Raw genomic sequence first — 24,072 nt, 5'->3', positions numbered from 1 at the left:
TAGACCGCGCAGCGGTCTCGATGTCCTACAACACAATACTCATGCCGTCATACGCCACTTCAACATCCCGCCGAACCAGCTCGGCACGCTCCGGCGAATCCTCATCAAGAATCGGATTGGTGTTGTTGATGTGGATAAGCACCTTGCGCTGTTTCGGCAGTTGCTCCAGCACTTCCAACATCCCGCCCGGGCCATTCTGCGCAAGGTGGCCCATTTCCCGGCCGGTACGGGTGCCGACGCCACGGCGCTGCATTTCATCGTCGTCCCACATCGTGCCGTCCACCAGCAGGCAATCGCTGCCGGCCATGATTTCCAGCAGCGGCGCGTCGACCTTGCCCAGCCCCGGCGCGTAGAACAGTTTGCCGCCGGTGTTCAGGTCTTCGACGATCAGGCCGATGTTGTCGCCGGGGTGAGGGTCGAAGCGGTGCGGTGAATAGGGTGGTGCGGCGCTACGCAGCGGCAGCGGGGTGAAACGCAGGCTCGGGCAGGCAGCAATGGTGAAGCTGTGATCAAGTTCGATCCGGTTCCAGTCCAGCCCGCCATTCCAGTGGGTGAGCATGGTGAACAGCGGGAAGCCGGTGCTCAAGTCTTCATGGACCATGTCGGTGCACCAGACCTGGTGCGGGCAACCTTCGCGCAGGCTGAGCAGGCCAGTGGTGTGATCGATCTGACTGTCCATCAGGATGATCGCGCTGATGCCGGTATCGCGCAGGGCGCGGCCCGGTTGCATCGGGGCAAAGCTTTGAAGCTGGGCGCGGATGTCTGGCGAAGCGTTGCACAGCACCCAGTTCACACCGTTATCTGAGATCGCGATGGACGACTGGGTCCGCGCCTTGGCGTTCAGGCTGCCATCGCGAAAACCGGCACAGTTCACGCAATTGCAATTCCACTGTGGGAAACCGCCGCCGGCGGCGGAACCTAGAATCTGGACAAACATGGCAGCTCCATCATTCGAAACCTGAAAATAAAAACGCCTCGGCGAGCCGAGGCGTAGCACTGCGATACAAAAAGATTAGCGGCTTGCGAAGTACATGGTGACTTCAAAACCGATACGCAGGTCGGTGTAAGCAGGTTTGGACCAGGACATGGGAGCGCTCCTTCAGGTGATGAGACAGTTGAGACCTATACATATAGTCCACCTCCAGGCGGAGATGTTCAGATAGTTAGGTTGCTATGTTACTCAAAATTACAGTGCGGTTGCCCGTGAAACTTTGAGAAAGCTAATTGCAGCGCCTGTAATGATCATTTTGTCACTTGCCAAACCGCACTCGGGGCAGAACCGCTGGCCAGGCAGCGCCAGCCACCGACTGCTTGATTCAATCGCTGCCCGGCGGCCAGTAATGCTTCGCGATCGATCATCAGAATTGTTTCAGGTAGACGCTCCAGATAATCCGACGAGTGGCCAGCCAGTTTGCCCTGCCAGAGCAATTCGGCTGCCTGATGGACGGGCAGGGCGTTCCGGTCGAATTGATCAACCAAGGACTGACGCTGATTGATGAAGGTGGCCTCGTCGATGCCTTCGATTATTCCTGGCAACTCACTCAAAAAGTGTTCGATGTGTTCCAGCAGACCGGCAGGTGCAACGCTCGGTGATTGCACGCCGAACAGAATCCCGGTCTGCCCATGGATCTGACGCAATGCGCTGAACACGGCATAGCCCAGTTGTAAGTCCACCCGCAGGCGCTGGTAGAACGGTGTCTGGCACAGGTGCGCGAGCAAGCGCCAAGCGGCTTCATCGGCGATGTCCGGCGTGGCGATGGGACAGAACAGCAGTAGCGCGTGTTCGCTGGAATCGGTATCGACAGTGCTCCACAGGCGCTGCGAGTTGATCGAGGGCTGCGACGATTGTTGATCCGCAACGCCGGGCACGCGGCTCAGCGCCAATCCCATTACTGCTTGTGTCTGTGACGACAAGCCAACGGCCAGGCCTTCCCAGCGCGCGCTCGACCAAAGTTGCTGCAAGTCCCCTGAGACAACGGCGGGTTCAAGGCACTGATCAGGCAGCGCCTTCAGCAGTTGTTTGATCGGCATCAACGCAACGCTTGGCAGTTCATCCTGTGAGAAACCGGCTCCGGGTGTGGTCAGCTCTTTCAGCGCGTGCTCGAGGACGGCTGGCATCGGTGCCTGTAGCCCCGTCATCTTCAGCAGCCATTCATTGCCTGAGGCACTGAAGGAAAAGTCGACGCCGGCCTGACGCGCATCTTCGCGCAATGACTGCAACTGGTTTTCCAGGGTCGACTGAAGGCTGGCGTGAGGTTTGAAGTCGAGTCGCCAGCGCAGATAAATCGCTCCTTCATCAGTGTTGTCCGGCAAGGCCTGACTGAACTGCATCGGGGAGTTTTCGCGACGACTGCGCGAGCGGTCCTGGGCAAACGTGCGCAGACCACGGTGTTTGCTGGTTTGGCCGCGAATCAGCCCGGCATTGGCAGCGGGTGCTTCAGCGCGCAAAAAAGGGTTAGGCGATGGCAGTTGCCATTCACCATTGAAGTTATCCACAGCTCCGATTTTGTTCAGGAGGTCATTAAGGGCTGCAACGCCTTGCTCGGATAGCCCTATTCCCAGTTGCTCGCTGTCTCGTTGGGCCAGTTGCAAGGGGCCGCTGACTTGCTGCTGGCGTTCAAGCAGGGCGATGTATTCTTCGCGCAAGCCGGCCAAGTCTTGTTGGGAGGCAAAGAAGCCCAGCCAGTCGAGCAACCTCTCGCGGATCACGCTCCCCGGTTGTGTGGTGGTGAATTCGATGTGCAGCAAGGCTTGCCCAGCGAACTGGTAGAGCGGCGCGGCTTTCAGGCTGTCAGCCAGACCCTGTTCACGCAGCTTCGCCATCAGGCCGCCAGGTTTCGCGGTGTTCAACCAATGGCATAGAAACGCCAGCGCTTCATGTGATGACTCAGACAACGCTTCGAACGCGAACAGAAGATCCAGCCGATGTTCGCGAGTCTGTTGATAAGTTTTTTCCGAGGCGTTCATCAGCGCAGCAGGCGATTGTTGCGGGACTCGTTGCCCGACGGGAATCTGGGCACCAAAACGCTGAGCCATCTCACGTAACTTATCGAGACTCTGCGGTCCGGCCAGGCTGAGTGTCATCTGCCCGGTCTGATAATACCGCTGATGGAAATCCTGCAACGCTTGCTGAAACTCAGGCAGCGGCACCGGCAGGCTGTCGCGGTTGCCGGCATGAAACCCGCGCAAGGGATGAGTCGGCGAAAGCCCATCGAACAGCGCTAATTGCTGTTGCGCCGCGGCATCCTGTGACCAGGCGACGAATTCCGCGTGCAGCACTTCTCGTTCCCGCAACTGCTCGTCCGGATTCATACGTGGATGAGCGAGCATGTCTGACAGTCGCTCCAGCCCTCCGGCAAACGCCTGAGTCGGCAGCTCGAAAAAGAAGTCAGTCGTCCGCTCATTGGTCCGCGCGTTGACCTGACCGCCATGACCCTGAACGTAGGCCATCAGTCCCTGGCCCGCAGGAAAACGCTCGGTGCCAAGAAACAGCAAATGCTCAAGAAAGTGCGCCAGACCGGGCCAGGCCAGCGGCACATCGTGACTGCCTGCCGCGACCCGCAGCACCGCCGCGCAGCGCTTCAAATTCGGGGCATGACGAAGCGTCACCCGCAAGCCGTTGGCCAGGGTTTCAGTGTAGGGGCGAGGGTGATTCAGCGCAGGCATGAGCACTTCCAGAACAGAGAAGCGCTAATGCTAGCGGATTACAGAGGATCAGCGCTTGTTAAGGTCGCTGTAAAGCTCGGGACGGCGATCAACGAAGTAGCGATTGGCAGCGCGTGAGTCGACCATCAACTGGCGATCCAACTCGCCGACAATCAGCGCTTCATCCAGGCCGGCCTGGGCGATGCGACTGCCATCCGGCGCGGCGATGCTGCTCTGGCCGCAGTAGTGGATCTCGTCTTCATGGCCGCAGTAGTTGGCATAGGCCACATAACATTGGTTTTCGAAGGCGCGGGCGCGGACGGTGACGTCAGCGATGAAGTCATAGGGAATCATGTTCGCCGTCGGCACCAGGATCAGCTCGGCACCGGCCAGGGCCAAGCGCCGGGCGTTTTCCGGGAACTCCAGGTCGTAGCAAATCAGGAAACCCAGCTTCCAGCCGTTGAGTTCCACCAGCGGAAAGTTATCCTCGCCAGCGCTGAACATCGAGTGATCGAGGTCGCCGAACAGGTGAGTCTTGCGGTAGTTGCACAACCGCTTGCCCTGAGCGTCGATCAACTGCACCGCGTTGTAGATCTGCCCATCCTCGGAGCGCTCCGGGTAGCCATACAAAATGGCAATCCCGGCTGCTTTGGCAATGCGCGCAATCTGCTGCGCCGACTCACCGTTGTGCACCTCCGCGAGGACCCTGACGGCATCGACGCCGATGTTGTAGCCGGTCAGGAACATCTCCGGCACCACCAGCAAATCGGCGCCTTTCGCTTCCTGGGCCAATTGCTGTAGGCGTTGCAGATTGCCGGCGACATCCAGGGGCAGCGGTGGACATTGGTAAAGGGCTACGCGCATTTCGGATTCCTCTTACTCGGGCAGGGCGATCGGACCGATCTCGTTGAACACATCACCTGGACCCGGGTTCTCGGCGTGAGTTTCACCGCCGAAGTGTTTCATGATCCCCCACACCGCATTGAGCGAAGTCTGCACCGCGCCTTCCACCCAGGCTGGGGTCCATGAAACGTCGTCGCCGGCGATGAAAATCCCGCGTTGTTCGGCTGGCATCTCGTCCTGCATGAAGTGCGCGTACATGCGCTGGTTGTAGCGGTAGTGGCCGGGCAGGGCGCCTTTGAAGGCACCGAGGAAATGCGGGTCCGCTTCCCACGATACGGTGATCGGATCGCCGATGATACGTGCGGCGATGTCGACTTTCGGGTAGATCTTCTTCAATGCGTCCAGCGCCAGTTTCACGCGTTTTTCCACCGGCTGCGGGAGCATTTTCAGCGCGTCGCTCATCCACGAGTACGACAGGCAAATCACCCCCGGCTTGTCGTCGCCGTTGTCGAACAGGTAGGTGCCACGGGTCAAACGGTCGGTGAGGGTCATGCTCATCAGGTCGCGGCCGGTTTCCGGGTCCTTGTCCTTCCAGAATGGGCGGTCGACCATCACGAAGGTCTTCGACGATTGCATGTAGCGGGTGCGGTCGAGGGCCATCCACATTTTTTGCGAGAACAGGGTTTCGTCGCACTCGATCTGGGTAGTCAGCAGCCAACTCTGGCAGGTGGTCAACACCGCAGCGTACTCACGGGTATCGCCCCAGTTGTCGGTAACGGCAAAACGGCCGCCTTCGGCATGGGCGATCTTTTTCACCCCGGTACGCGGCGCGCCATTGTGCAGCGAGCTGAGGCTGGTGCCTTCAGGCCAATGCACGCAACGTTCCGGTACATGACGCCAGATACCCTGTGGCACTTGTTCCACACCACCGACCACCAAGTGCTGGTGATCGTCGCAGTTGGTCATAACCACGCGGAAGATTTCCAGCATCGAGTTAGGGAAGTCCGAGTCCCAGCCGCCGGTGCCGAAACCGACTTGTCCAAACACTTCGCGGTGATGAAACGATAGCTTGGCGAAGGCTTTGGAGGTGGCGACGAAGTCGTAGAAGGTGCGGTCGTCCCACAGCGGCACGAGGGTGTTCCACAGCTCCTTGAGGCGGGGTACGTCGCGGTCGCGGATCGCTTGCTGGATATCGGAGAACTGCGAGCCGGCTTCCAGAGCATCGGCCCAGGCGTCAGCCACTTCCTGGAACAACGCAGGAAGATCCGCCAGTTTCTGTGCGTAATGGGTTTTACCTTCCAGATCGATCACGGTGCTGCCCGACGCGGGGGTCAGCGGGTTCGGGAAGGGTTTAGTCTCAAGGCCAAGTTTGTCGACGTAGTGGTAGAACGCGGTGGACGAGACCGGAAAGCGCATGCCGCCGAGCTCGGCGATGATGCCTTCAGCGCCATTGAACGCCTGAGAGCGCAGGCGACCGCCCATTTTCGAGGCTTCATAGACGACCGGTTTCAAGCCCAGTTTCATCAGTTCGTAAGCCGCCACCAGGCCTGCGATGCCAGCGCCGACAATCGCTACTTCGGCACCGTGGTTGTGCGCAGGAATGCTGCCCAGGCCAGCCGGGTGTTCGATCCAGTCGTCGAAGGCGAAAGGAAAGTCCGGGCCGAAAATGGTGACTGGTTTCTTACCGTCTGCAGGATGGCGATTGTTCTTGTTCATGGCTGACCTTGCTGGCGACCCGACGCGGGATGCGCGTCTGAGTATAGGAAAAGATGGCAGCCATTCTAGTGAGCGTAGAACACGTTAATAAGACGCAATGTGTCGTCGTTCTGCAAATTAACCAACCAATGTGACGATACATTGATTAAATCTGACGAAACCCGATCCCTGTGGGAGTGAACCTGCTCGCGAAGAGGCCCTATCAGTCACTAATGTGCATCCAGTCAGAATGTTAAACCGGCTGCCCCCGATCAATCTTGCTACTCAAGATGATCGAGGTCGTCGTCTTCTCCACTCCATCCACACTGCCAATCTGATCCAGCAACTGATCCAGCTGCTCTGGCGAGTCAGTACGCAGCCAAGCCACATAATCAAATTCGCCACTCACTGCACACAACTGCTGAACCTGCGCCATCGCACTGAGCCGGCGCAGCACGTCTTTGCCAGAACGCGGTTGAACCGTGATCCCGACATACGCCTGTAACCCGCCATCCACCACACGTTGCCCCAGGCGCACACCATAACCGGTGATGACCCTGGACTTTTCCAGTCGCGCCAGACGCGAGGTGACGGTCGTACGAGCGATGCCCAATTGCCGGGCCAGCATGGCCACGCTCTCGCGGGCGTTGATCTGCAAAGCTGCGATCAATTGGCGGTCGATTTCATCAAGCACGGGCGGGCGTGTATCAGGCAAGGGGTGGCTCCAGTGGCACGGATCAATGGCTGAACATGTTACAGGCTCGTTCGGCGGGACGCTTGTGGTCGAAATTCGAACTGGGGGTTATGTGATTGCATAGGCATTGCCCAAGTGACGGCTGAATCATCGGCTGCACTTGAGTTTTGCTTTGGACCAGCCCACCTTATCCAACAGTGGCTAGCGCATAAGGTGCGAACCGTGATCTCCACAGGAATACGCAGTATGTCCACACCACCCACTACTCAAACCAGTATTGAGCAGTTGCACCGTGATGTAGCCGCCTTGGCCGAAGAAATGCGTAGCCCGGCCCCCACCGCTACCCAAGCGACCCTGCTGCCGTTTGGGCTTGGTGCTGGTCTTGCTCTGGTGACCTTTATTGTCGTCGCCCTGGTGTTTCGGCTGATCTGATCTCTTGGCCCGAACTCTCACGTGCGACGCCGGCAACTGATTCGAAGTGACGTAGGTTGGTGCCCAACATTTTTCCATTAAAAACATCGGCGACACTGGCTTTCGCTTGGGCAATCGCAGGGCAGCCTGCAACAATCAGTGCTGTGAACAGGCTGGTAGAAATGGCTTTTTTCATCTGCAAATTCCTGTTGTCTCGATTGAGTCGAACGTGCCCTTCGACGATGAGGCGCGACCATACACAACGTTGATAGTGATTGGCCGGTAGTGAGTGCCAGGTCGCGTATCGGCGAATGCGTCACAAAGCTCGTGACGAGGAACTGAAGGCCCCGAATGATCGAGGCGCAATTCTGTTGAGTGCTGTTACTCGGATTCCGTCGCGGTCCGAGCAGGTCGCGGCGTTAGCACCTTCACCACATCATCAATCACCGCCTTACCCATCGCCGTCAGATAATGCGCGGCCCAAGCATGGCGGTCGGTATCTTTTGCGTAGGCGGCATCCTCGGCAAATGATTTGGCGAGAAATAGCAGATCGGAGGCTTGTGACAATGCATCGACGATGGGGGCGCCGGCGCGGACGTTGAACAACGCCTGATCCGAGCAGTAGATGAGCGGGGTGAAACCGATGGTTTTTAGTTCTGAAGTCGTAGACGGATCTGTTTTGGTCATAGTCTTATTCCTGGGTTCGAGAAGCCGCCACATTCGTTTCCAAGCGAATGGGTGGCAGCTGTACGCAGGTTGGAAAACCGGGAACCAAGGAACCGGCACGCCCCGAGGCGTCCCACGCACAGCTGCCATAGCACAGGATTGCAGTCGTAAAAACGCCTGCCGTTGTGGTGGTGTGCTGTTGCGCTAAGGTTCGACGGGTTTCCAAGCCCGATCACTGCATTGGCAGTGACGTCCGGAGAGTATCCCGTCGAACAAAAGCCCAACAAGGCAGCAAAGTGCCCAAATGCACCCATCACACGATTCTCAGATGTTGCCTACAACCCTCGCGGGCGTCATCTGATAGCTGCGACATACAGCTCAAAAAAACCAGCTCGTCGCATACGAAAAAGCCGCGCATTAGCGCGGCTTTTTTGTTTGGTGGGCCCACACGGACTTGAACCGTGGACCAAAGGATTATGAGTCCTCTGCTCTAACCAACTGAGCTATAGGCCCTCAGTAGGCCGCGGATTATAGCTACGGTTTCTCTGCTGTGCTATCCGAAAAATCCGATAAGGCTATACGAAGAAATGTCGCGGCGAATTCTTCGGCGGGAAGAGGTGGGCTCACGATGTAGCCCTGGATCTGTTCGCAGCCTTCTGCGGCGAGGAATTCCTGTTGGGCCTGGGTCTCAACGCCCTCGGCAATGACAGTAAATTGCATGCTGCGGCCCAGCGCGATGATCGCTCGAACAATGGCCGCATCATGCGGATCGTCAGGCAGGCCGCGGACGAACGACTGATCGATCTTGAGAATATCCAGTGGCAGTCGCTTGAGGTAGCTCAAGGACGAGTAGCCGGTACCGAAGTCATCGATGGCTAATTGCACACCCAACTGTTTGAGTTGATGCAGCACCGCCAGCGCTTCTTCGGCCTGGCTCATGATGAAGCTTTCGGTAATCTCCAGTTGCAAAAAGTTGGGTTGGAGGTGGCTATCCTTGAGCAGTTGCTCGATCCGTCCCAGCAGGTTGGGTTGGCGCAGTTGGGCCCCTGCGAGGTTGACCGAGAGCGGGCCGAGGCACTCATATACCTGATTCCACTGATACATCTGGTGGCAGGCGGTCTCAAGTACCCAGTCACCGATTTGCAGAATCATGCCGTTTTCTTCGGCCAAGGGAATGAAGTGTTCAGGCGGCACGGTGCCGAAGGTCGGGTGATTCCAACGAATCAGTGCTTCGGCACCGACCAGTCGATGGTCATCAAGGCTGATTTTCGGTTGGTAGTGCAGCGTCAGCTCGTTGCGCTCGATGGCGCGCCGCAATTCATATTCCAGCGCCACGCGTTCGCTGGCCTGGGCCGTGAGGTCACGGGTGTAGCGTTCAATCCTGTTGCGCCCCTTGGCCTTGGAGCGGTACATCGCGGCGTCGGCGTTTTTGACCAGTGTGGCGACATCGCAACCATCCTTGGGGTACAGGCTGGTGCCGATACTGGCGCTGATAAAAAACTCGTGATCACCCGCCTGGAACGGCGCGGCGAAACAATTGAGCAGCTTGGTCGCGATGTTGTCGGCATCGCTATTCTGTTGCAGGCCCGGTAGCAGGATGATGAATTCGTCACCGCCCAGGCGCGCAACGGTGTCGATATCGCGCAACTGTTCTTTGAGGCGCACGGCGATGCCTTTGAGCAGCAGGTCGCCGACCGGATGGCCGAGGCTGTCATTGATGTGTTTGAAGCGGTCCAGGTCGAGGAACAGCACGGCACCCTGGCCCCCATTTTCCTGTTGGGTGTTGAGCGCGGTCAGCAGTCGGCTCTCGAACAGTGTGCGGTTTGGCAGACCGGTCAGCGGGTCGTGGTGCGCCTGGTAGTCGAGTTTGGCCTGGGCGTGTTTGAGGCTGGAAATGTCCGCGAACACTGCCACGAAGTGGGTGATGAACTTATCCCGGTTACGTACCGCGCTGATGGTCAGCCAGCTGGGGTAGAGCTCGCCATTCTTGCGGCGGTTGGAGATCTCGCCTTGCCAATGTCCTTCGGCCGTCAGTTGGTGCCACATTGCCGCGTAAAACGCGCTGTCGTGAAGGCCCGAAGCGAGCAGGCGCGGGGTATGGCCCAATGCTTCGCTCTCGCAGTAGCCGGTAATTTCGGTAAACGCGCGGTTGACCGCACTGATGTGCTGATGGGTGTCGGTGATCAGAACGCCCTCGGCCGTGCTTTCGAACACGGTGGCGGCCTGTTGTAGCTTCTCCTGCATCAGGTGCCGCTCGGTGATGTCCCGGGCAATGGTCAACATGCAGTCGTCATCGCCGATCGGCAATGGGCGGCTCGACACCTCGCACAGTCGGACCTGTCCATCGCTGCGGCGGATGTGGCAACTGAAATCGCGGACGAAGCCATCCCTGTGCAGCAGCTCGAGCATCTGTTTGCGTTCGTTGAGGTTGACCCATATCCCCAGCTCCAGGGTGGAACGATCAACGGACATAGCGCTGTTGAAGCCAGTAATGCGGCTGAAACCTTCATTGACCTCCAGCAGCAACCCGTCGCTCTGCCGCGACAACAACAAACCGTCCGGGGAGGCGTGGAACGCCTTGGCGAATTTCTCTTCAGAGGTTTGCAGTTGTTGCTGGGTTTCTTTTAGCTTGCTGATATCACGCACCACCACCACGAGGGCAGGGGTCGTGTCGAGATTGAAAGGCTCGGCGGAAATCAGGCCGGTAAACACCTGGCCGTTGCTGCGGCGAAAAGGCATCTCCAGGTTGCGGATGCTGCCGGACTGCAGTCTTTGCAACAGCCCCGGCCCAACGCCGGGGATACCCCAGATATTCAGGTCAGTGGCGGTCTGGCCGATGACTTCTTCGGGCCTGAGGCCGATTTGCTCTACGAACGCTTTGTTCACTTCCAGCAGGCAACCGTCGGACAGTCGCGCGATCGCCAGAATGTCCGGGTTTTGCTGGAAGACCGAGGCGAATTTTTGCTCGGAGAGGCGCAATGCCTCTTCAGTACGCTTGGCTTCACTGATGTCAATCATCAACCCGCGCAACACCGGCTCATGACCATGTTCGATCAGGCTGACGATGTCGCGTACCCACAAGCAGCGGCCATCGGCGGTTATGACGCGGTAATCGATGCTGTGATCGCGCCCGGCCAGTACTTCGTGATCGCAGTAGGTTTGGGCGCGAGTCAGGTCCGCAGGGTGGATGATGTTGCGCCAGAAGCCCGGAATGAGCCAATGGGACAGCGGATATCCAAGCAAGTCTTCGGCGTGCGGCGATACGTAGCTGTAGGTGTAATCGTCCATCCGTGCTTCCCAGGCGATGGCCGACAGGCTCTCGACCAGTCCGCGATAGTGGTATTCGCTGCTGCGCAGTTCTTGCTCGAGGTCGACCCGGCGGGCAATTTCAGAACTCAATCGTCGGTTGATCCGTATAACCACGGCCAGCATGACCATCAGAAACAGTAGCCCCGGCAGGCCATAAACCAACAGATCCGACCAGAAGGTTCGGTTATCCAGGACATTTCCCACCCAGTGTTCCTGAATGGCGCTGATTTCACTCGGGCTCATGTCCGCCAGCACTTTGTCCAGTATGCCGACCAGCACCTTGTTCTTGGGGGGCACGGCCATTGCCAGTTGAAAGCGATAGGGGGTTTCGCCGCTGACATACAGCCCTTCGAGCTTGAGTTGGCGAAGGCTCCAGACGCTGGAAGCGAGATCGCCGACGACGGCGTCCACTTCATCGGTGGCCAGTGCCTGTAATGCCGAGCTCACATTGGCCATCGGCACCAGATTCAGGTCGGGGTGGTGTGTGCGCAACAGCTCATGGGGTGCATAGTTTTCCACCACGGCGATCTTCAGCCCGTACAGGTCTTTGATTTTGTGCGGTTGGGCGCCGCCGACATGGGCCAGGATGACAATCGGAAAGTCGAGGTAGGGGCGAGTAAACGACAGGTACGTCTGGCGCTCGGGGGTCGACATGATGCCCGGTAAAACGTCTAGCTTGCCTTGCTTGGCCTGTTCAAGGACGACCGTCCAACTGACCGGTTCGATGGGCGTGAGCTTGATGGCCAGCCGTTGGCGGATCACGTTGATGTAGTCCGCTGCCAGGCCTTGATAACGGCCCTGTTCGTCGCGGAACTCAAATGGCGGCCAAGACGCGTCCACGCCCAGGCGTAAATTCGGGTGTGCGGCCAGCCAGCTACGTTCGTCGTCGGTCAGAGTCAGCGCGCCAGCCGTTGCAGTCCAGGTCATCAGCGACAGCAAAAAAAGCACGGTCGGCAGTCTGGGCATAACGGTCTCGTTATGGCTCGGGGGAATGTTTCGAGTGTAGACGGGCAAAACGGCAGGGGGGAGGTGCGGGGGATTTAATCTGCATAAAGCAAAACCCCCGGCCTGGGCCGGGGGTTTTGTTGTTACTCGTCGAGGAAGGAGCGCAAATGCTCGCTTCTCGTCGGGTGGCGCAGCTTGCGCAGTGCCTTGGCTTCGATCTGACGAATCCGTTCACGGGTCACGTCGAACTGTTTACCAACCTCCTCAAGGGTGTGGTCGGTATTCATGTCGATACCGAAGCGCATGCGCAGAACCTTGGCTTCACGGGCAGTGAGGCCGGACAGTACTTCGCGAGTTGCTTCTTTAAGGCTCTCAACGGTGGCGACATCGATTGGCGACTGCATGGTCGAGTCTTCGATGAAGTCACCCAGATGGGAGTCTTCGTCATCACCGATCGGGGTTTCCATGGAGATCGGCTCTTTAGCGATCTTCAATACCTTGCGGATCTTGTCCTCAGGCATTTCCATGCGTTCGCCCAGTTCTTCCGGGGTCGGTTCGCGACCCATTTCCTGCAACATCTGCCGGGAAATACGGTTGAGCTTGTTGATCGTCTCGATCATGTGCACCGGAATACGGATGGTGCGGGCCTGGTCGGCAATCGAGCGAGTGATCGCCTGACGGATCCACCAGGTGGCATAAGTCGAGAATTTGTAGCCGCGGCGGTATTCGAACTTGTCTACCGCTTTCATCAAGCCAATGTTGCCTTCCTGGATCAGATCGAGGAATTGCAGGCCACGGTTGGTGTACTTCTTGGCGATGGAGATCACCAGACGCAAGTTCGCTTCGACCATCTCTTTCTTCGCGCGGCGGGCCTTGGCCTCACCGATCGACATACGACGGTTGATGTCCTTGATCTCGGCGATCGTCAAACCGGTTTCGGTTTGCAGCGCGGTCAGCTTCTGCTGGCAACGAATGATGTCCGGTTGCAGGCGACCAATGGCTTCAGCGTATTTGCTTTTGCCTTTGGCCAGTGCATCGGACCAGCTTTCGTCAACTTCGTTGCCCGGGAACTGGCGCAGGAAGTCGGCACGCGGCATGCGTGCATCACGAACGCAAAGTTGCATGATCGCGCGCTCTTGCTGACGCAGACGATCCAGGGCACTGCGAACACGCTCGACCAGGCCTTCGAATTGCTTCGGAACCAGTTTGATCGGCATGAACAGCTCAGCCAGGGCCAACAGCTCGGCGATTGCCAGCTTATTGCCACGACCGTGCTTTTTCAGCGCCTTGCGGGTGATTTCCATCTGATCGGAGACAGCGCCAAAACGCTGTGCTGCGATGACCGGATCCGGGCCGCTTTCGGCTTCTTCTTCGTCATCCGTTGCTTCGGCGTCATCGTCATCGGTGTCGTCGGCAGCTGGCGCGGCTTTCGGATCGATCGGCGGTGGCACTTCTGCAGCAGGCGGCGCAATGCCGTCGTCCGGGTCGATATAACCGCTCAGGACGTCGGACAGGCGACCACCTTCGGTGGTGACGCGAGTGTATTCGGAGAGAATATGATCAACCGTGCCAGGGAAGTGCGCAATTGCGCCCATCACTTCGCGGATGCCCTCTTCAATACGTTTGGCGATTTCGATTTCGCCTTCACGTGTGAGGAGCTCTACCGTACCCATTTCACGCATGTACATGCGCACTGGGTCGGTGGTGCGACCAATGTCGGTCTCGACCGCTGCCAACGCTGCTGCTGCCTCTTCGGCCGCGGCTTCGTCGGTATCGGCGTCGGCCAGCATAAGGGAATCCTTATCTGGCGCAACCTCGAATACGTTGATCCCCATGTCGTTGATCATGCGGATGATGTCTTCCACCTGTTCCGGATCTGAAATATCCTCCGGCAGGTGGTCGTTGACCTCCGCGTAAGTCAGGTAACCCTGCTCACGACCAAGTGTGATCAACTCTTTGATACGAGACTGCTGTTGCGCTTTTCCGGACATAACACCCTATCCACTGAAGGTCTTGGCGGGCAAAAAACAAGCCGAGGATTATACCTGAGCTATGACCTCACGCGCCAGTTGAGGTCGGGTTTGATACAGCCATATTGCGTTTTAATAGGTCGCGCATCTGATTTGCGATCTGATTTGCTTCCTCCGGGGTCAATCCCGGCTGTCTGGCTTTCCTGATAAGTGCTTCCAGGCTATCCGTGTGTTGAGCTGCCGATAACCTAGTAATGGTGTCTAAAAACTGTTGTTCAAGGTTGTCGCCTGCAATCAGCCATTCCTTTTCTGCCAATGCCTTGAGCAAACGTCCCTGTTCGGTCCCGTGCCAGCGCGCCATTAGCTGAATTGAGTTTAGCTTAGGATTTTTTTGCACGGCCTCGATCAGGGCGACGAGCAGTTGTGCGTAGGTATTGCTCTCATTGGCAAAGTGGTTGGCGGTTTCTACCCGGCCAGCCAGATCCGGATGATGAATGAGGGTGCGCAGTGCGATCAGCGTGGGCGCTTCTACGGCAATCGGTGTGCGCGGAGCGCTCGGTTGATCACGATCGCCACCGCGCTTGCCATTCTTGTCCCACGGCTTCTTGTCCCACTTCTTGCCGCCAGCGCCGGGTTTCTTCGGCGTCCATTCCTGCTGCAGCACATACATCTCTTGTGACTGCGGCTGATGGTAGTCGCTGTAATCGGGCATGGCGTCGTAATCGATGCCTGGATCGTAAGTCGGTGGAGCGTCCTGAGGGGCGCTTTGCACCAGTTGGCTGACTGCTTCACCGCTAAGGCCAGTGATTTCGGTCAGGCGCTGGCGCATCAGGATGCGCAGGTTCGCGCCCGGAACTTTATCGATCAGCGGTGCAGCGAGGGTGGCCATGTGGGCCTTGCCTTCGAGCGAACGCGGGTCCGACTCTTCGGTCAACTGCTGGAAGAAATAATCCGCCAATGGCTGGGCGTGCTGGTTGATCCGCGCACGGAAAGCATCTGTGCCTTCGGAGCGGACCAGCGTATCCGGGTCTTCGCCTTCCGGCAGGAACAGAAAGCGTGCGCGCCGGCCGTCTTGCAGGCAGGGCAGCGTCGCTTCCAGTGCCCGCCAGGCGGCATTGCGGCCTGCCTGGTCGCCGTCGAAACAGAACAGCACGTTGGGCACGACACGAAACAGTCGCTTCAAGTGCTCTTCGCTGGTGGCGGTGCCCAAGGTCGCCACGGCATTGCGCAAGCCTTGCTGGGCGAGGGCAATGACGTCCATATAGCCTTCGACGACGATGATTTCGTCGAGGTTGCGGTTGTTTTTACGTGCTTCATAAAGGCCGTAGAGTTCCTGGCCTTTATGGAATACCGGGGTTTCCGGTGAGTTCAGGTATTTAGGCTTGTCGTCGCCCAGTACCCGGCCGCCGAAGGCGATGATGCGCCCGCGGCTATCGCGAATCGGGAACATCACGCGATCGCGGAAGCGGTCATAGCGTTTGCCGGTTTCGGCGTTCTCGATCAGCAGGCCGGCATCGACCATGGCTTTTTGTTGCAGGGTGTCGCTGCTCAAGTGCTTGAACAGATTGTCCCAGCCCGGCGGAGCAAAGCCGAGGCCGAAGTCGCGGGCAATCTCGCCGGTCAGTCCGCGACCTTTCAAGTAATCCACAGCCGCTTTGCGTGATGGATGACTTTTCAGTGCCTGACGGTAAAAGTCGGCGGCGGCGGTGAGCAGTGGGTACAGCGGCGAATCGGTCGGTTGCCGCGGTTTGTGCGGTCGGCCGCTTTCTTCGCGGGGGATTTCCATGCCGGCGGCTTTGGCCAGTTCTTCGACGGCCTGGACGAAGTCCAGGTTGTCGTGGTCCATCATGAAGCCGAGGGCGTTACCGCCAGCACCGCAACCGAAGCAGTAATAGAACTGTTTGTCGGGGCTGACGCTGAAAGACGGGGTTTTTTCTTTGTGGAACGGGCAGCAAGCGGTGTAGTTCTTGCCGGCCTTTTTCATTTGCAGGCGCGAGCTGACCACATCGACGATGTCGGTGCGGTTCAGAAGGTCGTCAATGAAGCTCTGGGGAATTAGCCCGGCCATGGCGTTCTCGTCATCTGCGCTGAAATGGACCCAAAACGAAGTACGGCCGAACGCGGGTCGTTGTTTGAGGCGCGCAAAATGTGCGGCTCGACCGGTGTCGTCTGCGTAATCGCTGTCGGGAAGTGTATCTGCCGAAAATCCACTGACGTTAATACCAATCAGTTATCGACTGTTTGAAAGTGTTGCGCTGAATCCGCTGCGGCCAGTCGTTGGCCTCGGAAAGCTCAGTAAGCGGGCACACAAGCAGGTGCCTTGGGCTGATCGTCGTGAGAGGAATCAGTGGGTGTGCTCGTCAGTAGCCTTGGAAGGCTCGTCAGAAAAGACGTGCACCGCTGGCAAAAGAGCCAGGTCTGACGCTGTAAAGCAGATTTGTCTCGGTCGCGTCTGCGGCGTCGACAGTGAAGCATCAAGCGTTTTACGCAAATGCCATTAGCCCGGCTGAGGGCCGGGCTTGGCAGAAGCTTGCTACGATCGTCTGTGTATTAGTACAGACGAACGGCGCGGCGCTGTTCGCGCTGAACTTTCTTCGCGTGACGCTTAACAGCGGCTGCTGCTTTGCGCTTACGCTCAGAAGTTGGCTTCTCGTAAAATTCGCGGCTACGAACTTCAGCCAGTACACCGGCTTTTTCGCAGGAGCGCTTGAAACGACGCAGAGCTACGTCGAAGGGTTCGTTCTCTTTTACTTTGACGGCTGGCATCCAGAGCTACCTTCATTCATTACCGGGGTCAACATCCTCGCGGCAAAAGAGCACTTGAAGACGTCGGTTTTTAAGGGTTGCGGATGTTAACCCCTCATCGCTCGGAATGCAAAGCCTCTGATCGAAAACCGCTGGTCGGGGCATCACGCGGCGACTATTATGCGCGCCTTCGAATTCAGCCTAAACAAGGCGCAAACCCATGCTAGTACTGGGATTAGAAACCTCCTGCGACGAAACCGGTGTCGCATTATATGACAGTGAACGCGGGCTGTTGGCCGACGCACTGTTCAGTCAGATCGACCTGCACCGCGCCTATGGTGGCGTGGTGCCGGAGCTGGCCTCGCGCGACCACGTCAAACGGATGCTGCCCTTGATTCGTCAGGTGTTGGCCGAAGCTGACTGTGTGCCGACCGAGATCGACGCCATCGCCTATACCGCGGGTCCTGGTCTGGTCGGTGCGTTGCTGGTGGGGGCTTCATGCGCCCAGGCGCTGGCCTTTGCCTGGGGTATTCCGGCCTTGGGCGTGCACCATATGGAAGGCCATTTGTTGGCGCCGATGCTGGAGACGCAACCGCCAGAATTTCCGTTCGTCGCTTTGTTGGTGTCCGGTGGTCATACGCAGCTGGTTCAGGTCGACGGGATCGGTCAGTACACGCTGTTGGGTGAGACCCTGGACGATGCTGCCGGTGAGGCTTTTGACAAGACGGCCAAGATGATGGGGCTCAATTATCCGGGCGGTCCGGAAATTGCGCGCCTGGCCGAGCAAGGTGTTGCGGGACGATTCACTTTCCCGCGTCCTATGTGCGACCGCCCGGGTCTGGCATTCAGTTTCAGTGGCTTGAAAACCTTCGCCTTGAACACCTGGCAGCAGAGTGTCAGCGCCGGGGACGACAGCGAGCAAGCCCGTTGCGACATCTCGCTGGCGTTCCAGCAGGCCGTGGTGGAGACTTTGACCATCAAGTGCAAGCGAGCCCTCAAGCAAGCGGGCATGAAGCGTCTGGTGATCGCTGGGGGCGTCAGCGCCAACAAAGCACTGCGCACCTCGCTGGAGAAAATGCTCGGCGACTTGAAGGGCGATGTGTTCTACGCCCGTCCGGAGTTCTGCACCGACAATGGCGCGATGATCGCGTTTGCCGGATGCCAGCGCTTGCAGGCCGGCCAGCATGAAAGCCTGGCGATCAGCGTGCAGGCGCGTTGGCCGATGGAGCAATTGTCGGCGCTGTGATGAGTCGCGTTCACGTCCGGTATTTAAAAATGCCGTTCGCGCCCGGCAAACAGGTCGCGTAGATTGCCGCGATGACGCCAGACAATCAGCCCGGTGAGTACGCTCATGGGCAGCAAGGCCGCCGGTTCCTGCCAGGCAAGCAGCGGCAGGGTCAGCGGTGTGGCAATCAGTGCCGCGAGAGAGCTGGTGCGGGTCAGGTAGAACGTCAGCAGCCAGGCGCAGACCGCCAGCAGTGCCGCGGGCGGATAAAGCCCCAGCAGCATGCCGGCAGCGGTGGCGACACCTTTGCCGCCGCGAAAGCGGAAGTACACTGGAAACAGATGGCCGATGACGGCGCAGATGCCGATCCAGGCCTGTTCTTGCAGCGAAAGGCCTGCAAGGCCGGCGATCAGCACGGGCAGCAGGCCTTTGCAGAGGTCGCCGAGCAAAGTCAGGATGGCGAGTTTCTTGCCGGCCAGGCGCAACATGTTGGTGGCACCGGCATTGCCCGAGCCACTCATTCGCGGATCGGGATTACCCGTCAGGCGGCTGAGCAAAATGGCGAAGGACAGAGAGCCAAGCAGGTAGGCGAGGATCGCCAATAACCAAAACATGCTAACTATTCCGGGCGAGGACGCCCTGATTCTAACGGCGCATTGCGCCCTTGTCGTGCAGTGGAGAAGAGTGCTTGGACAGAGTGTTTATCGAGGGCCTGGAAGTCGACACCGTGATTGGTGCCTATGACTGGGAGCGAGGCATCCGGCAATGTCTGCGTCTTGATCTGAGCTTCGCCTGGGACAATCGCCCGGCGGCAGCCGGTGATGACCTGACCCTGGCGCTCGATTACGCCAGTGTTTCATCGCGAATCCAGGCGTTTGCCGAGCAGGCGCAGTATCAACTGGTCGAGACCTTTGCCGAGCGTCTGGTTGAGGTGCTGATGAGCGAATTCAAGATCACCTGGGTGCGTCTCAAGCTGACCAAGCCTGGCGCCATTCCGGCTGCCAGGGGTGGTGTGGGTGTGGAGATCGAGCGCGGATGTCGCTGACTCAGGTGTACCTAGGACTCGGTAGCAATATCGAGCGTGAAACCCATTTGCAGGCGGGTCTGGAGGCTTTGGCGGCTTTTTTGGTGGATATTCGCTGTTCGGCCGTGTTCGAAAGTCAGTCAGTGGGCATCAAGAGCGGGCCGTTTTTCAATTTCGTGGTGTCGGCGTACACCGATCTGTCGCTGATGGAGCTGGACCGTCGATTGAAATTCATCGAGGCGGACAATGGTCGTTATGCGCCGGACCGCAAGGGTCTACCGCTGGATATCGACGTGCTGTTGTTTGGTGAACTGGTGGGCAATTTCGATGGATTGATCCTGCCGCGGGCAGAGATCTTGAAGAATGCTTTTGTGTTGTGGCCGTTATCGCTGATAGCGCCGGATCGTGTGCACCCGGGCGTAGGAAAGAGCTTTGCGACCTTGTGGAGTGAAGCGCAGATTGATCAGGTGTTGGCACCGGTGGCTTTTGAATGGCGCGGTGAGCAGCTGACCCCTTCGAATTTGTTGTGAGGCGAAAGACGCCATCGCGAGCAAGTCGAATCGTCGCACCGCCGGCTCCTACAGGATTTAGGTGATCCCTGTAGGAGCCGGCGGTGCGACGTTCGACTTGCCCGCGATGCTTTTCAGGCAGACGCCGCTTCTTTGTAGGCTTTCAACGCTTTGAGTCGCTCACGCTTGATCGCCTCGCCCAACTCCGGCCCCTTGAATCCCTTCTCCAGCAAAGGCTGAACCGCCACGCTCCGAGCTGCCGTCGCCGCACCGCGCAAGTATTCCGCCTGTGGATAACTTCTCTGCTCCAGCCCTTTGCGTCCGCGGGCATCCATCTCGCACGCGGCAACAAACTCCTCGAACCGCTGCGGTCGACGGTAAACGTCAAAACTTTGCAGCAACTCCAGCAAAGTCGATGGCTTCAGCTCCAGCGCACGATGGCCGTGGGTGTGATATTCGCCGACCAGTAACGCCAGTTCCTGACAATCCTTTGGTGCCTTGAAGCGTTCGTTGACCGCTTTGATCAGCTTCAGGCCCTTGTGCTCGTGGGCAATGTGCCGGGGCCAATCCTCTTTGGGTGTCAGCCCTTTGCCCAAGTCGTGCAGCAGGCACGCCCAGCGCACGGTTAGCGGTTGTTTGTGCCGCGCCGATTGCTCAAGCACGCTCAAGGTGTGCAGGCCGGTGTCGATTTCCGGGTGGTGAGCTTCTGGCTGTGGAACGCCGAACAACGCGTCGACTTCAGGCATCAGCACTTTGAGTGCGCCGCACTCGCGCAGCACTTCAATGAACACCTGCGGCTGATCCTCCAGCAAAGCGCGGGAGATTTCTTTCCAGCTGCGTTCTGCGGTCAAAGCTTCCAGTTCGCCGGATTCGCTGAGCTGGCGCATCAACTCCATAGTCTCTGGCGCGACGGTAAAACCCAGCGCCGCATAACGCGCAGCAAAGCGGGCAACGCGCAGGACACGGAGTGGATCTTCGGCGAACGCAGGGGAAACGTGGCGGAGCAGGCGAGCTTCAAGATCGCGCTGGCCATGGTAAGGATCGGTCAAATTCTGCTGATCGTCTTCGGCCATGGCATTGATCGTCAGGTCGCGGCGAATCAGGTCTTCTTCGAGGGTGACCTCGGGACTGGCTTGAAAGGTAAAGCCGCCATAGCCGCGTCCGCTTTTGCGTTCAGTGCGAGCAAGGGCGTATTCCTCACCGCTTTTTGGGTGAAGAAATACCGGGAAGTCCGCGCCCACCGGGCGAAAACCCTTGGCGAGCATTTCTTCGGTTGTGGCACCCACCACAACCCAGTCGATATCGGTAACAGGTTTGCCCAGCAGGCGATCACGTACCGCACCGCCGACTTTATAAATCTGCATAAAAAACCTCCGTTAGCTCGACAGAATAACCGTTGCGTCGAACTTTCGGAGGTCCTGACTCGCTCAAAGATGAATGACGGCCAGGTCCAGCCGCCCATACTCTCCTTCGCTGTGCTCATTTCTGGGTGGCACATGATGGATTTTCATCACCTGATCCCCTTGCAGGGTTTCCAGGTGAATATCGAAACCCCACAGACGGTGCAGGTGCTTGAGTACTTCCTCGGTGGACTCGCCCAGCGGCTTGCGATCATGTTGCTGGTGCCGCAGGGTCAGAGAGCGGTCGCCACGCCGGTCAATGCTGTAAATCTGCACGTTAGGCTCGCGATTGCCCAGGTTGTATTGCGCTGCGAGGGTTTCACGGATGATGCGATAGCCATCTTCATCGTGGATCGCTGGCACCAGCAGGTCGTCCTTTTGGTCGTCATCGAGAATACTGAACAACTTCAGGTCGCGGATCACTTTCGGTGACAGGTACTGCAGGATGAAGCTCTCATCCTTGAAGCTGCTCATGGCGAACTTGATAGCCGACAGCCAGTCGGTGCCGGCGATTTCCGGGAACCAGCGGCGATCTTCCTCGGTGGGTTCTTCGCACATGCGCCGGATGTCCCGGTACATGGCAAACCCGAGGGTGTAAGGGTTGATTCCACTGTAGTAAGGGCTGTCGAAGCCCGGTTGAAAGACCACGCTGGTGTGGGACGTCAGGAACTCAATCATGAAGCCGTCGGTGACCAGGCCTTCGTCGTAAAGGTCATTCATCAATGTGTAATGCCAGAACGTGGCCCAGCCTTCGTTCATCACTTGGGTCTGGCGTTGTGGATAAAAATATTGAGCAATCTTGCGCACGATCCGCACGACTTCACGCTGCCAGGGCTCCAGTAGTGGTGCGTGTTTTTCGATGAAGTACAGGATGTTTTCCTGAGGTTCGGCGGGGAAGCGCGCATTGTCCTTGTCGCTGTATTTGTCTGCACCTTTTGGAATGGTGCGCCACAGATCGTTGATCTGTTTCTGCAAATGCTCTTCCCGGTCCTTTTGCCGGCGCCGTTCTTCTTCAGCGGAAATCGGGTAGGGGCGTTTGTAGCGGTCGACGCCGTAGTTCATCAGCGCGTGGCAGGAATCGAGCAAGTCTTCTACCGCATCAATGCCGTGGCGTTCCTCGCACTGCATGATGTACTGCTTGGCGAACACCAGGTAATCAATGATTGAACTGGCGTCGGTCCAGGTGCGGAACAGGTAATTGCCTTTGAAAAAACTGTTGTGTCCATAGCAGGCATGCGCCACAACCAGCGCCTGCATGCAGATGGTGTTCTCTTCCATCAGATAAGCGATGCACGGGTCCGAGTTGATCACGATCTCGTAGGCCAGCCCCATCTGCCCACGGCTGTAGGATTTTTCAGTGCTGAGGAAGTGTTTGCCATAGGACCAATGGTGATAACCCAGCGGCATGCCGACGGAGGCATAGGCGTCCATCATCTGTTCGGCGGTGATCACTTCGATCTGGTTGGGGTACGTATCGAGTGCGTAACGAGCCGCCAGGCGACTGATTTCTTTGTCGTAGGCCTGGATCAGCTCGAACGTCCATTCGGAGCCAGTGGAAATGGGTTGGCGCTTCTGCTCTTTGGCGGTCATGTCACTAACCTGCGCTGGAAGAGTTCACGGAAGACCGGGTAAATATCCCCGGCCGAGACCAGTTGCTGCTGGGCAAAAGTGTCAGAGAAGGCTTCGGCGATGCGTTCGTATTCGAACCACAGGGCCTGATGTTCGCGCGGGGTGATCTCAACGTAAGTGTAGTACTGCACGAACGGCATGATCTGGTTGATCAGAATGTCGCGGCAAATCGGCGAGTCGTCGTTCCAGTTATCGCCGTCGGACGCTTGGGCGGCATAGATGTTCCACTCGTTGCTCGGATAGCGCTCGGCCATGATCTCCTGCATCAGTTTCAAGGCGCTGGACACAATGGTGCCGCCGGTTTCGCGTGAGTAGAAGAACTCTTCTTCATCCACTTCCCGCGCGCTGGTGTGGTGGCGGATGAACACGACGTCGATCTTCTCGTAGTTACGCTTGAGAAACAGGTAAAGCAGGATGAAGAAACGCTTGGCGATGTCCTTGGTCGCCTGCGTCATGGAGCCGGATACGTCCATCAGGCAGAACATCACCGCCTTGGAGCTGGGATTGGGCTGCTTGATGAGCAAGTTGTACTTGAGGTCGAACGTGTCGAGGAACGGGATGCGATGAATGCGCGCACTGAGCTTTTCGATTTCTGCTTCGATTTTCTGAATATCGCCGAAGTTATCCGGCTCTTCCTGCTTGAGTCGCAGAAGTTCTTCTTTGGCTTCACGCAGTTTTGTCCGACTGCTGCCGGACAGGGCAATGCGTCGTGCATGGGCCGAGCGCAAGGTACGGATGATGTTGATGCGCGACGGGTTGCCTTCGTTGCTGATGCCTGCGCGCACCGTTTTGAACGTGTCGGTGCCGGTCAGGTTGCGTTTGACCAGGTTCGGCAGTTCGAGGTCTTCGAACATGAACTCGAGGAATTCCTCCTGGGTGATCTGGAAGACGAACTCATCCATCCCTTCACCCGAGTTGCCCGCCTTGCCGGGGCCTCTGCCGCCGCCACCTCCGGGCGGACGGGCAATGTGCTCGCCGCTGGTGAATTCCTTGTTGCCGGGGTGCACGACGGTTTGTTTGCCGCCGCGACCATGATGAAGCACCGGTTCGTCGATGTCCCGACCGGGAATGCTGATCTGTTCACCGTGTTCCATATCGGTAATGGAGCGCCGGCTGACCGCCTCTTCGACAGCCTTTTTGATGTGGTCACGGTAACGCCGCAGAAACCGCTGACGGTTCACCGTGCTCTTGTTCTTGCCATTGAGACGTCGGTCGATCACATAGCTCATGACTGCTCCTTAGAAGCTGTCCTGAAAGGGGCGAGCGGTGATGCAGCATCGAACCGAGGGCCAAGGGATATGCGACGCTCCCCCAAGCGCTGTGGATGCTGCTTGAACTCGCTACCGACTTTCGAACACCTTC

The 24,072-nt window shown here is 58.1% G+C and carries 20 protein-coding genes and 1 tRNA gene; 4 read left to right on the top strand and 17 right to left on the bottom strand.

Annotated features, from left to right (window positions below; genetic code table 11):
• Nucleotides 1–25: 25 nt before the first annotated feature.
• From pqqB to AC1DWM_RS14540, 6 genes are all read right to left on the bottom strand, one after another.
• Complete coding sequence (gene pqqB, locus AC1DWM_RS14565) at nucleotides 26–937, bottom strand: pyrroloquinoline quinone biosynthesis protein PqqB (protein WP_477795483.1); 912 nt, start codon at nucleotides 935–937, stop codon at nucleotides 26–28.
• Between the two features lie 75 nt (nucleotides 938–1,012).
• Nucleotides 1,013–1,087 (bottom strand): pyrroloquinoline quinone precursor peptide PqqA, encoded by a 75-nt coding sequence (gene pqqA / locus AC1DWM_RS14560; protein WP_009045898.1) that lies wholly within the window; start codon nucleotides 1,085–1,087, stop codon nucleotides 1,013–1,015.
• 155 nt (nucleotides 1,088–1,242) lie between these two features.
• On the bottom strand, nucleotides 1,243–3,666 hold the full coding sequence (gene pqqF / locus AC1DWM_RS14555; RefSeq protein ID WP_477795482.1) for a pyrroloquinoline quinone biosynthesis protein PqqF: 2,424 nt from the start codon (nucleotides 3,664–3,666) through the stop codon (nucleotides 1,243–1,245).
• Between the two features lie 48 nt (nucleotides 3,667–3,714).
• Nucleotides 3,715–4,509: a carbon-nitrogen hydrolase family protein gene (locus tag AC1DWM_RS14550; RefSeq protein ID WP_477795481.1), complete on the bottom strand. Its 795-nt coding sequence runs from the start codon at nucleotides 4,507–4,509 to the stop codon at nucleotides 3,715–3,717.
• 12 nt (nucleotides 4,510–4,521) lie between these two features.
• Entirely contained in the window at nucleotides 4,522–6,204 is a 1,683-nt protein-coding gene (locus tag AC1DWM_RS14545; RefSeq protein WP_452628385.1) for a flavin monoamine oxidase family protein, read from the bottom strand.
• Between the two features lie 232 nt (nucleotides 6,205–6,436).
• Nucleotides 6,437–6,898 (bottom strand): Lrp/AsnC family transcriptional regulator, encoded by a 462-nt coding sequence (locus tag AC1DWM_RS14540; RefSeq protein WP_477795480.1) that lies wholly within the window; start codon nucleotides 6,896–6,898, stop codon nucleotides 6,437–6,439.
• Between the two features lie 225 nt (nucleotides 6,899–7,123).
• On the opposite strand from AC1DWM_RS14540, the gene AC1DWM_RS14535 reads away from it, so the two are divergent.
• Nucleotides 7,124–7,309: a hypothetical protein gene (locus AC1DWM_RS14535; RefSeq protein ID WP_477795479.1), complete on the top strand. Its 186-nt coding sequence runs from the start codon at nucleotides 7,124–7,126 to the stop codon at nucleotides 7,307–7,309.
• Here AC1DWM_RS14535 and AC1DWM_RS14530 read toward each other — a convergent pair.
• The 7 genes from AC1DWM_RS14530 to rpsU form a co-directional block, all read right to left on the bottom strand.
• Nucleotides 7,275–7,484, bottom strand: a complete 210-nt coding sequence (locus AC1DWM_RS14530; RefSeq protein ID WP_477795478.1) for a hypothetical protein — start codon at nucleotides 7,482–7,484, stop codon at nucleotides 7,275–7,277. The two genes, AC1DWM_RS14535 and AC1DWM_RS14530, sit on opposite strands and share 35 nt — an antisense overlap.
• Nucleotides 7,485–7,669: 185 nt before the next feature.
• Nucleotides 7,670–7,975: a DUF3077 domain-containing protein gene (locus AC1DWM_RS14525; RefSeq protein ID WP_477795477.1), complete on the bottom strand. Its 306-nt coding sequence runs from the start codon at nucleotides 7,973–7,975 to the stop codon at nucleotides 7,670–7,672.
• 415 nt (nucleotides 7,976–8,390) lie between these two features.
• A tRNA-Ile gene (locus AC1DWM_RS14520) sits at nucleotides 8,391–8,467 on the bottom strand.
• Between the two features lie 21 nt (nucleotides 8,468–8,488).
• The gene (locus tag AC1DWM_RS14515) at nucleotides 8,489–12,229 is read right to left on the bottom strand and encodes an EAL domain-containing protein (protein WP_477795476.1); all 3,741 of its coding nucleotides are present in this window, start codon (nucleotides 12,227–12,229) and stop codon (nucleotides 8,489–8,491) included.
• A 122-nt stretch (nucleotides 12,230–12,351) separates the two neighbouring features.
• Complete coding sequence (gene rpoD, locus AC1DWM_RS14510; protein WP_223514941.1) at nucleotides 12,352–14,199, bottom strand: RNA polymerase sigma factor RpoD; 1,848 nt, start codon at nucleotides 14,197–14,199, stop codon at nucleotides 12,352–12,354.
• 67 nt (nucleotides 14,200–14,266) lie between these two features.
• On the bottom strand, nucleotides 14,267–16,246 hold the full coding sequence (gene dnaG, locus AC1DWM_RS14505) for a DNA primase (RefSeq protein ID WP_477795475.1): 1,980 nt from the start codon (nucleotides 16,244–16,246) through the stop codon (nucleotides 14,267–14,269).
• Between the two features lie 482 nt (nucleotides 16,247–16,728).
• Nucleotides 16,729–16,944 carry a 30S ribosomal protein S21 gene (gene rpsU / locus AC1DWM_RS14500; RefSeq protein ID WP_002551877.1) on the bottom strand — a complete coding sequence of 72 codons (216 nt, stop codon included), beginning with the start codon at nucleotides 16,942–16,944 and terminating at the stop codon, nucleotides 16,729–16,731.
• 199 nt (nucleotides 16,945–17,143) lie between these two features.
• Here rpsU and tsaD point away from each other — a divergent pair, with 199 nt between their 5' ends.
• The gene (gene tsaD / locus AC1DWM_RS14495) at nucleotides 17,144–18,169 is read left to right on the top strand and encodes a tRNA (adenosine(37)-N6)-threonylcarbamoyltransferase complex transferase subunit TsaD (RefSeq protein ID WP_150780503.1); all 1,026 of its coding nucleotides are present in this window, start codon (nucleotides 17,144–17,146) and stop codon (nucleotides 18,167–18,169) included.
• 23 nt (nucleotides 18,170–18,192) lie between these two features.
• Here the strand turns inward: tsaD and plsY are convergent, their stop codons facing one another.
• Nucleotides 18,193–18,762 carry a glycerol-3-phosphate 1-O-acyltransferase PlsY gene (gene plsY, locus AC1DWM_RS14490; protein WP_223514934.1) on the bottom strand — a complete coding sequence of 190 codons (570 nt, stop codon included), beginning with the start codon at nucleotides 18,760–18,762 and terminating at the stop codon, nucleotides 18,193–18,195.
• 74 nt (nucleotides 18,763–18,836) lie between these two features.
• Between plsY and folB the strand changes: the two genes are divergently transcribed.
• Together folB and folK are read left to right on the top strand one after the other, a co-directional pair.
• Nucleotides 18,837–19,193 (top strand): dihydroneopterin aldolase, encoded by a 357-nt coding sequence (gene folB, locus AC1DWM_RS14485; protein WP_223514931.1) that lies wholly within the window; start codon nucleotides 18,837–18,839, stop codon nucleotides 19,191–19,193.
• Nucleotides 19,184–19,702 (top strand): 2-amino-4-hydroxy-6-hydroxymethyldihydropteridine diphosphokinase, encoded by a 519-nt coding sequence (gene folK / locus AC1DWM_RS14480; protein WP_223514928.1) that lies wholly within the window; start codon nucleotides 19,184–19,186, stop codon nucleotides 19,700–19,702. The genes folB and folK overlap by 10 nt, the downstream gene beginning before the upstream one ends.
• A gap of 113 nt (nucleotides 19,703–19,815) precedes the next feature.
• Here the strand turns inward: folK and AC1DWM_RS14475 are convergent, their stop codons facing one another.
• The 3 genes from AC1DWM_RS14475 to AC1DWM_RS14465 all read right to left on the bottom strand — a co-directional run bounded on the left by AC1DWM_RS14475 (nucleotide 19,816) and on the right by AC1DWM_RS14465 (nucleotide 23,939).
• Nucleotides 19,816–21,045, bottom strand: coding sequence for a multifunctional CCA addition/repair protein (locus AC1DWM_RS14475; protein WP_477795474.1), 1,230 nt, complete (start codon nucleotides 21,043–21,045; stop codon nucleotides 19,816–19,818).
• 63 nt (nucleotides 21,046–21,108) lie between these two features.
• Complete coding sequence (locus AC1DWM_RS14470; protein WP_223514922.1) at nucleotides 21,109–22,671, bottom strand: SpoVR family protein; 1,563 nt, start codon at nucleotides 22,669–22,671, stop codon at nucleotides 21,109–21,111.
• Nucleotides 22,668–23,939, bottom strand: a complete 1,272-nt coding sequence (locus tag AC1DWM_RS14465) for a YeaH/YhbH family protein (protein WP_223514919.1) — start codon at nucleotides 23,937–23,939, stop codon at nucleotides 22,668–22,670. Before AC1DWM_RS14465 ends, AC1DWM_RS14470 begins: the two co-directional genes overlap by 4 nt.
• Nucleotides 23,940–24,072: the final 133 nt, after the last annotated feature.

The sequence above is a fragment of the Pseudomonas sp. P4_C8 genome, from assembly GCF_056401975.1.
This window is presented reverse-complemented; position numbering and strand designations above follow the sequence as displayed.

What these genes read in the sequence shown, in the direction of transcription:
- pqqB (WP_477795483.1), bottom strand. Translation starts at nt 937, where the DNA reads ATGTTTGTCCAGATTCTAGGTTCCGCCGCCGGCGGCGGTTTCCCACAG.
- pqqF (WP_477795482.1), bottom strand. Translation starts at nt 3,666, where the DNA reads ATGCCTGCGCTGAATCACCCTCGCCCCTACACTGAAACCCTGGCCAAC.
- AC1DWM_RS14550 (WP_477795481.1), bottom strand. Translation starts at nt 4,509, where the DNA reads ATGCGCGTAGCCCTTTACCAATGTCCACCGCTGCCCCTGGATGTCGCC.
- AC1DWM_RS14545 (WP_452628385.1), bottom strand. Translation starts at nt 6,204, where the DNA reads ATGAACAAGAACAATCGCCATCCTGCAGACGGTAAGAAACCAGTCACC.
- AC1DWM_RS14535 (WP_477795479.1), top strand. Translation starts at nt 7,124, where the DNA reads ATGTCCACACCACCCACTACTCAAACCAGTATTGAGCAGTTGCACCGT.
- AC1DWM_RS14530 (WP_477795478.1), bottom strand. Translation starts at nt 7,484, where the DNA reads ATGAAAAAAGCCATTTCTACCAGCCTGTTCACAGCACTGATTGTTGCA.
- AC1DWM_RS14525 (WP_477795477.1), bottom strand. Translation starts at nt 7,975, where the DNA reads ATGACCAAAACAGATCCGTCTACGACTTCAGAACTAAAAACCATCGGT.
- AC1DWM_RS14515 (WP_477795476.1), bottom strand. Translation starts at nt 12,229, where the DNA reads ATGCCCAGACTGCCGACCGTGCTTTTTTTGCTGTCGCTGATGACCTGG.
- rpoD (WP_223514941.1), bottom strand. Translation starts at nt 14,199, where the DNA reads ATGTCCGGAAAAGCGCAACAGCAGTCTCGTATCAAAGAGTTGATCACA.
- dnaG (WP_477795475.1), bottom strand. Translation starts at nt 16,246, where the DNA reads ATGGCCGGGCTAATTCCCCAGAGCTTCATTGACGACCTTCTGAACCGC.
- rpsU (WP_002551877.1), bottom strand. Translation starts at nt 16,944, where the DNA reads ATGCCAGCCGTCAAAGTAAAAGAGAACGAACCCTTCGACGTAGCTCTG.
- tsaD (WP_150780503.1), top strand. Translation starts at nt 17,144, where the DNA reads ATGCTAGTACTGGGATTAGAAACCTCCTGCGACGAAACCGGTGTCGCA.
- plsY (WP_223514934.1), bottom strand. Translation starts at nt 18,762, where the DNA reads ATGTTTTGGTTATTGGCGATCCTCGCCTACCTGCTTGGCTCTCTGTCC.
- folK (WP_223514928.1), top strand. Translation starts at nt 19,184, where the DNA reads ATGTCGCTGACTCAGGTGTACCTAGGACTCGGTAGCAATATCGAGCGT.
- AC1DWM_RS14475 (WP_477795474.1), bottom strand. Translation starts at nt 21,045, where the DNA reads ATGCAGATTTATAAAGTCGGCGGTGCGGTACGTGATCGCCTGCTGGGC.
- AC1DWM_RS14470 (WP_223514922.1), bottom strand. Translation starts at nt 22,671, where the DNA reads ATGACCGCCAAAGAGCAGAAGCGCCAACCCATTTCCACTGGCTCCGAA.
- AC1DWM_RS14465 (WP_223514919.1), bottom strand. Translation starts at nt 23,939, where the DNA reads ATGAGCTATGTGATCGACCGACGTCTCAATGGCAAGAACAAGAGCACG.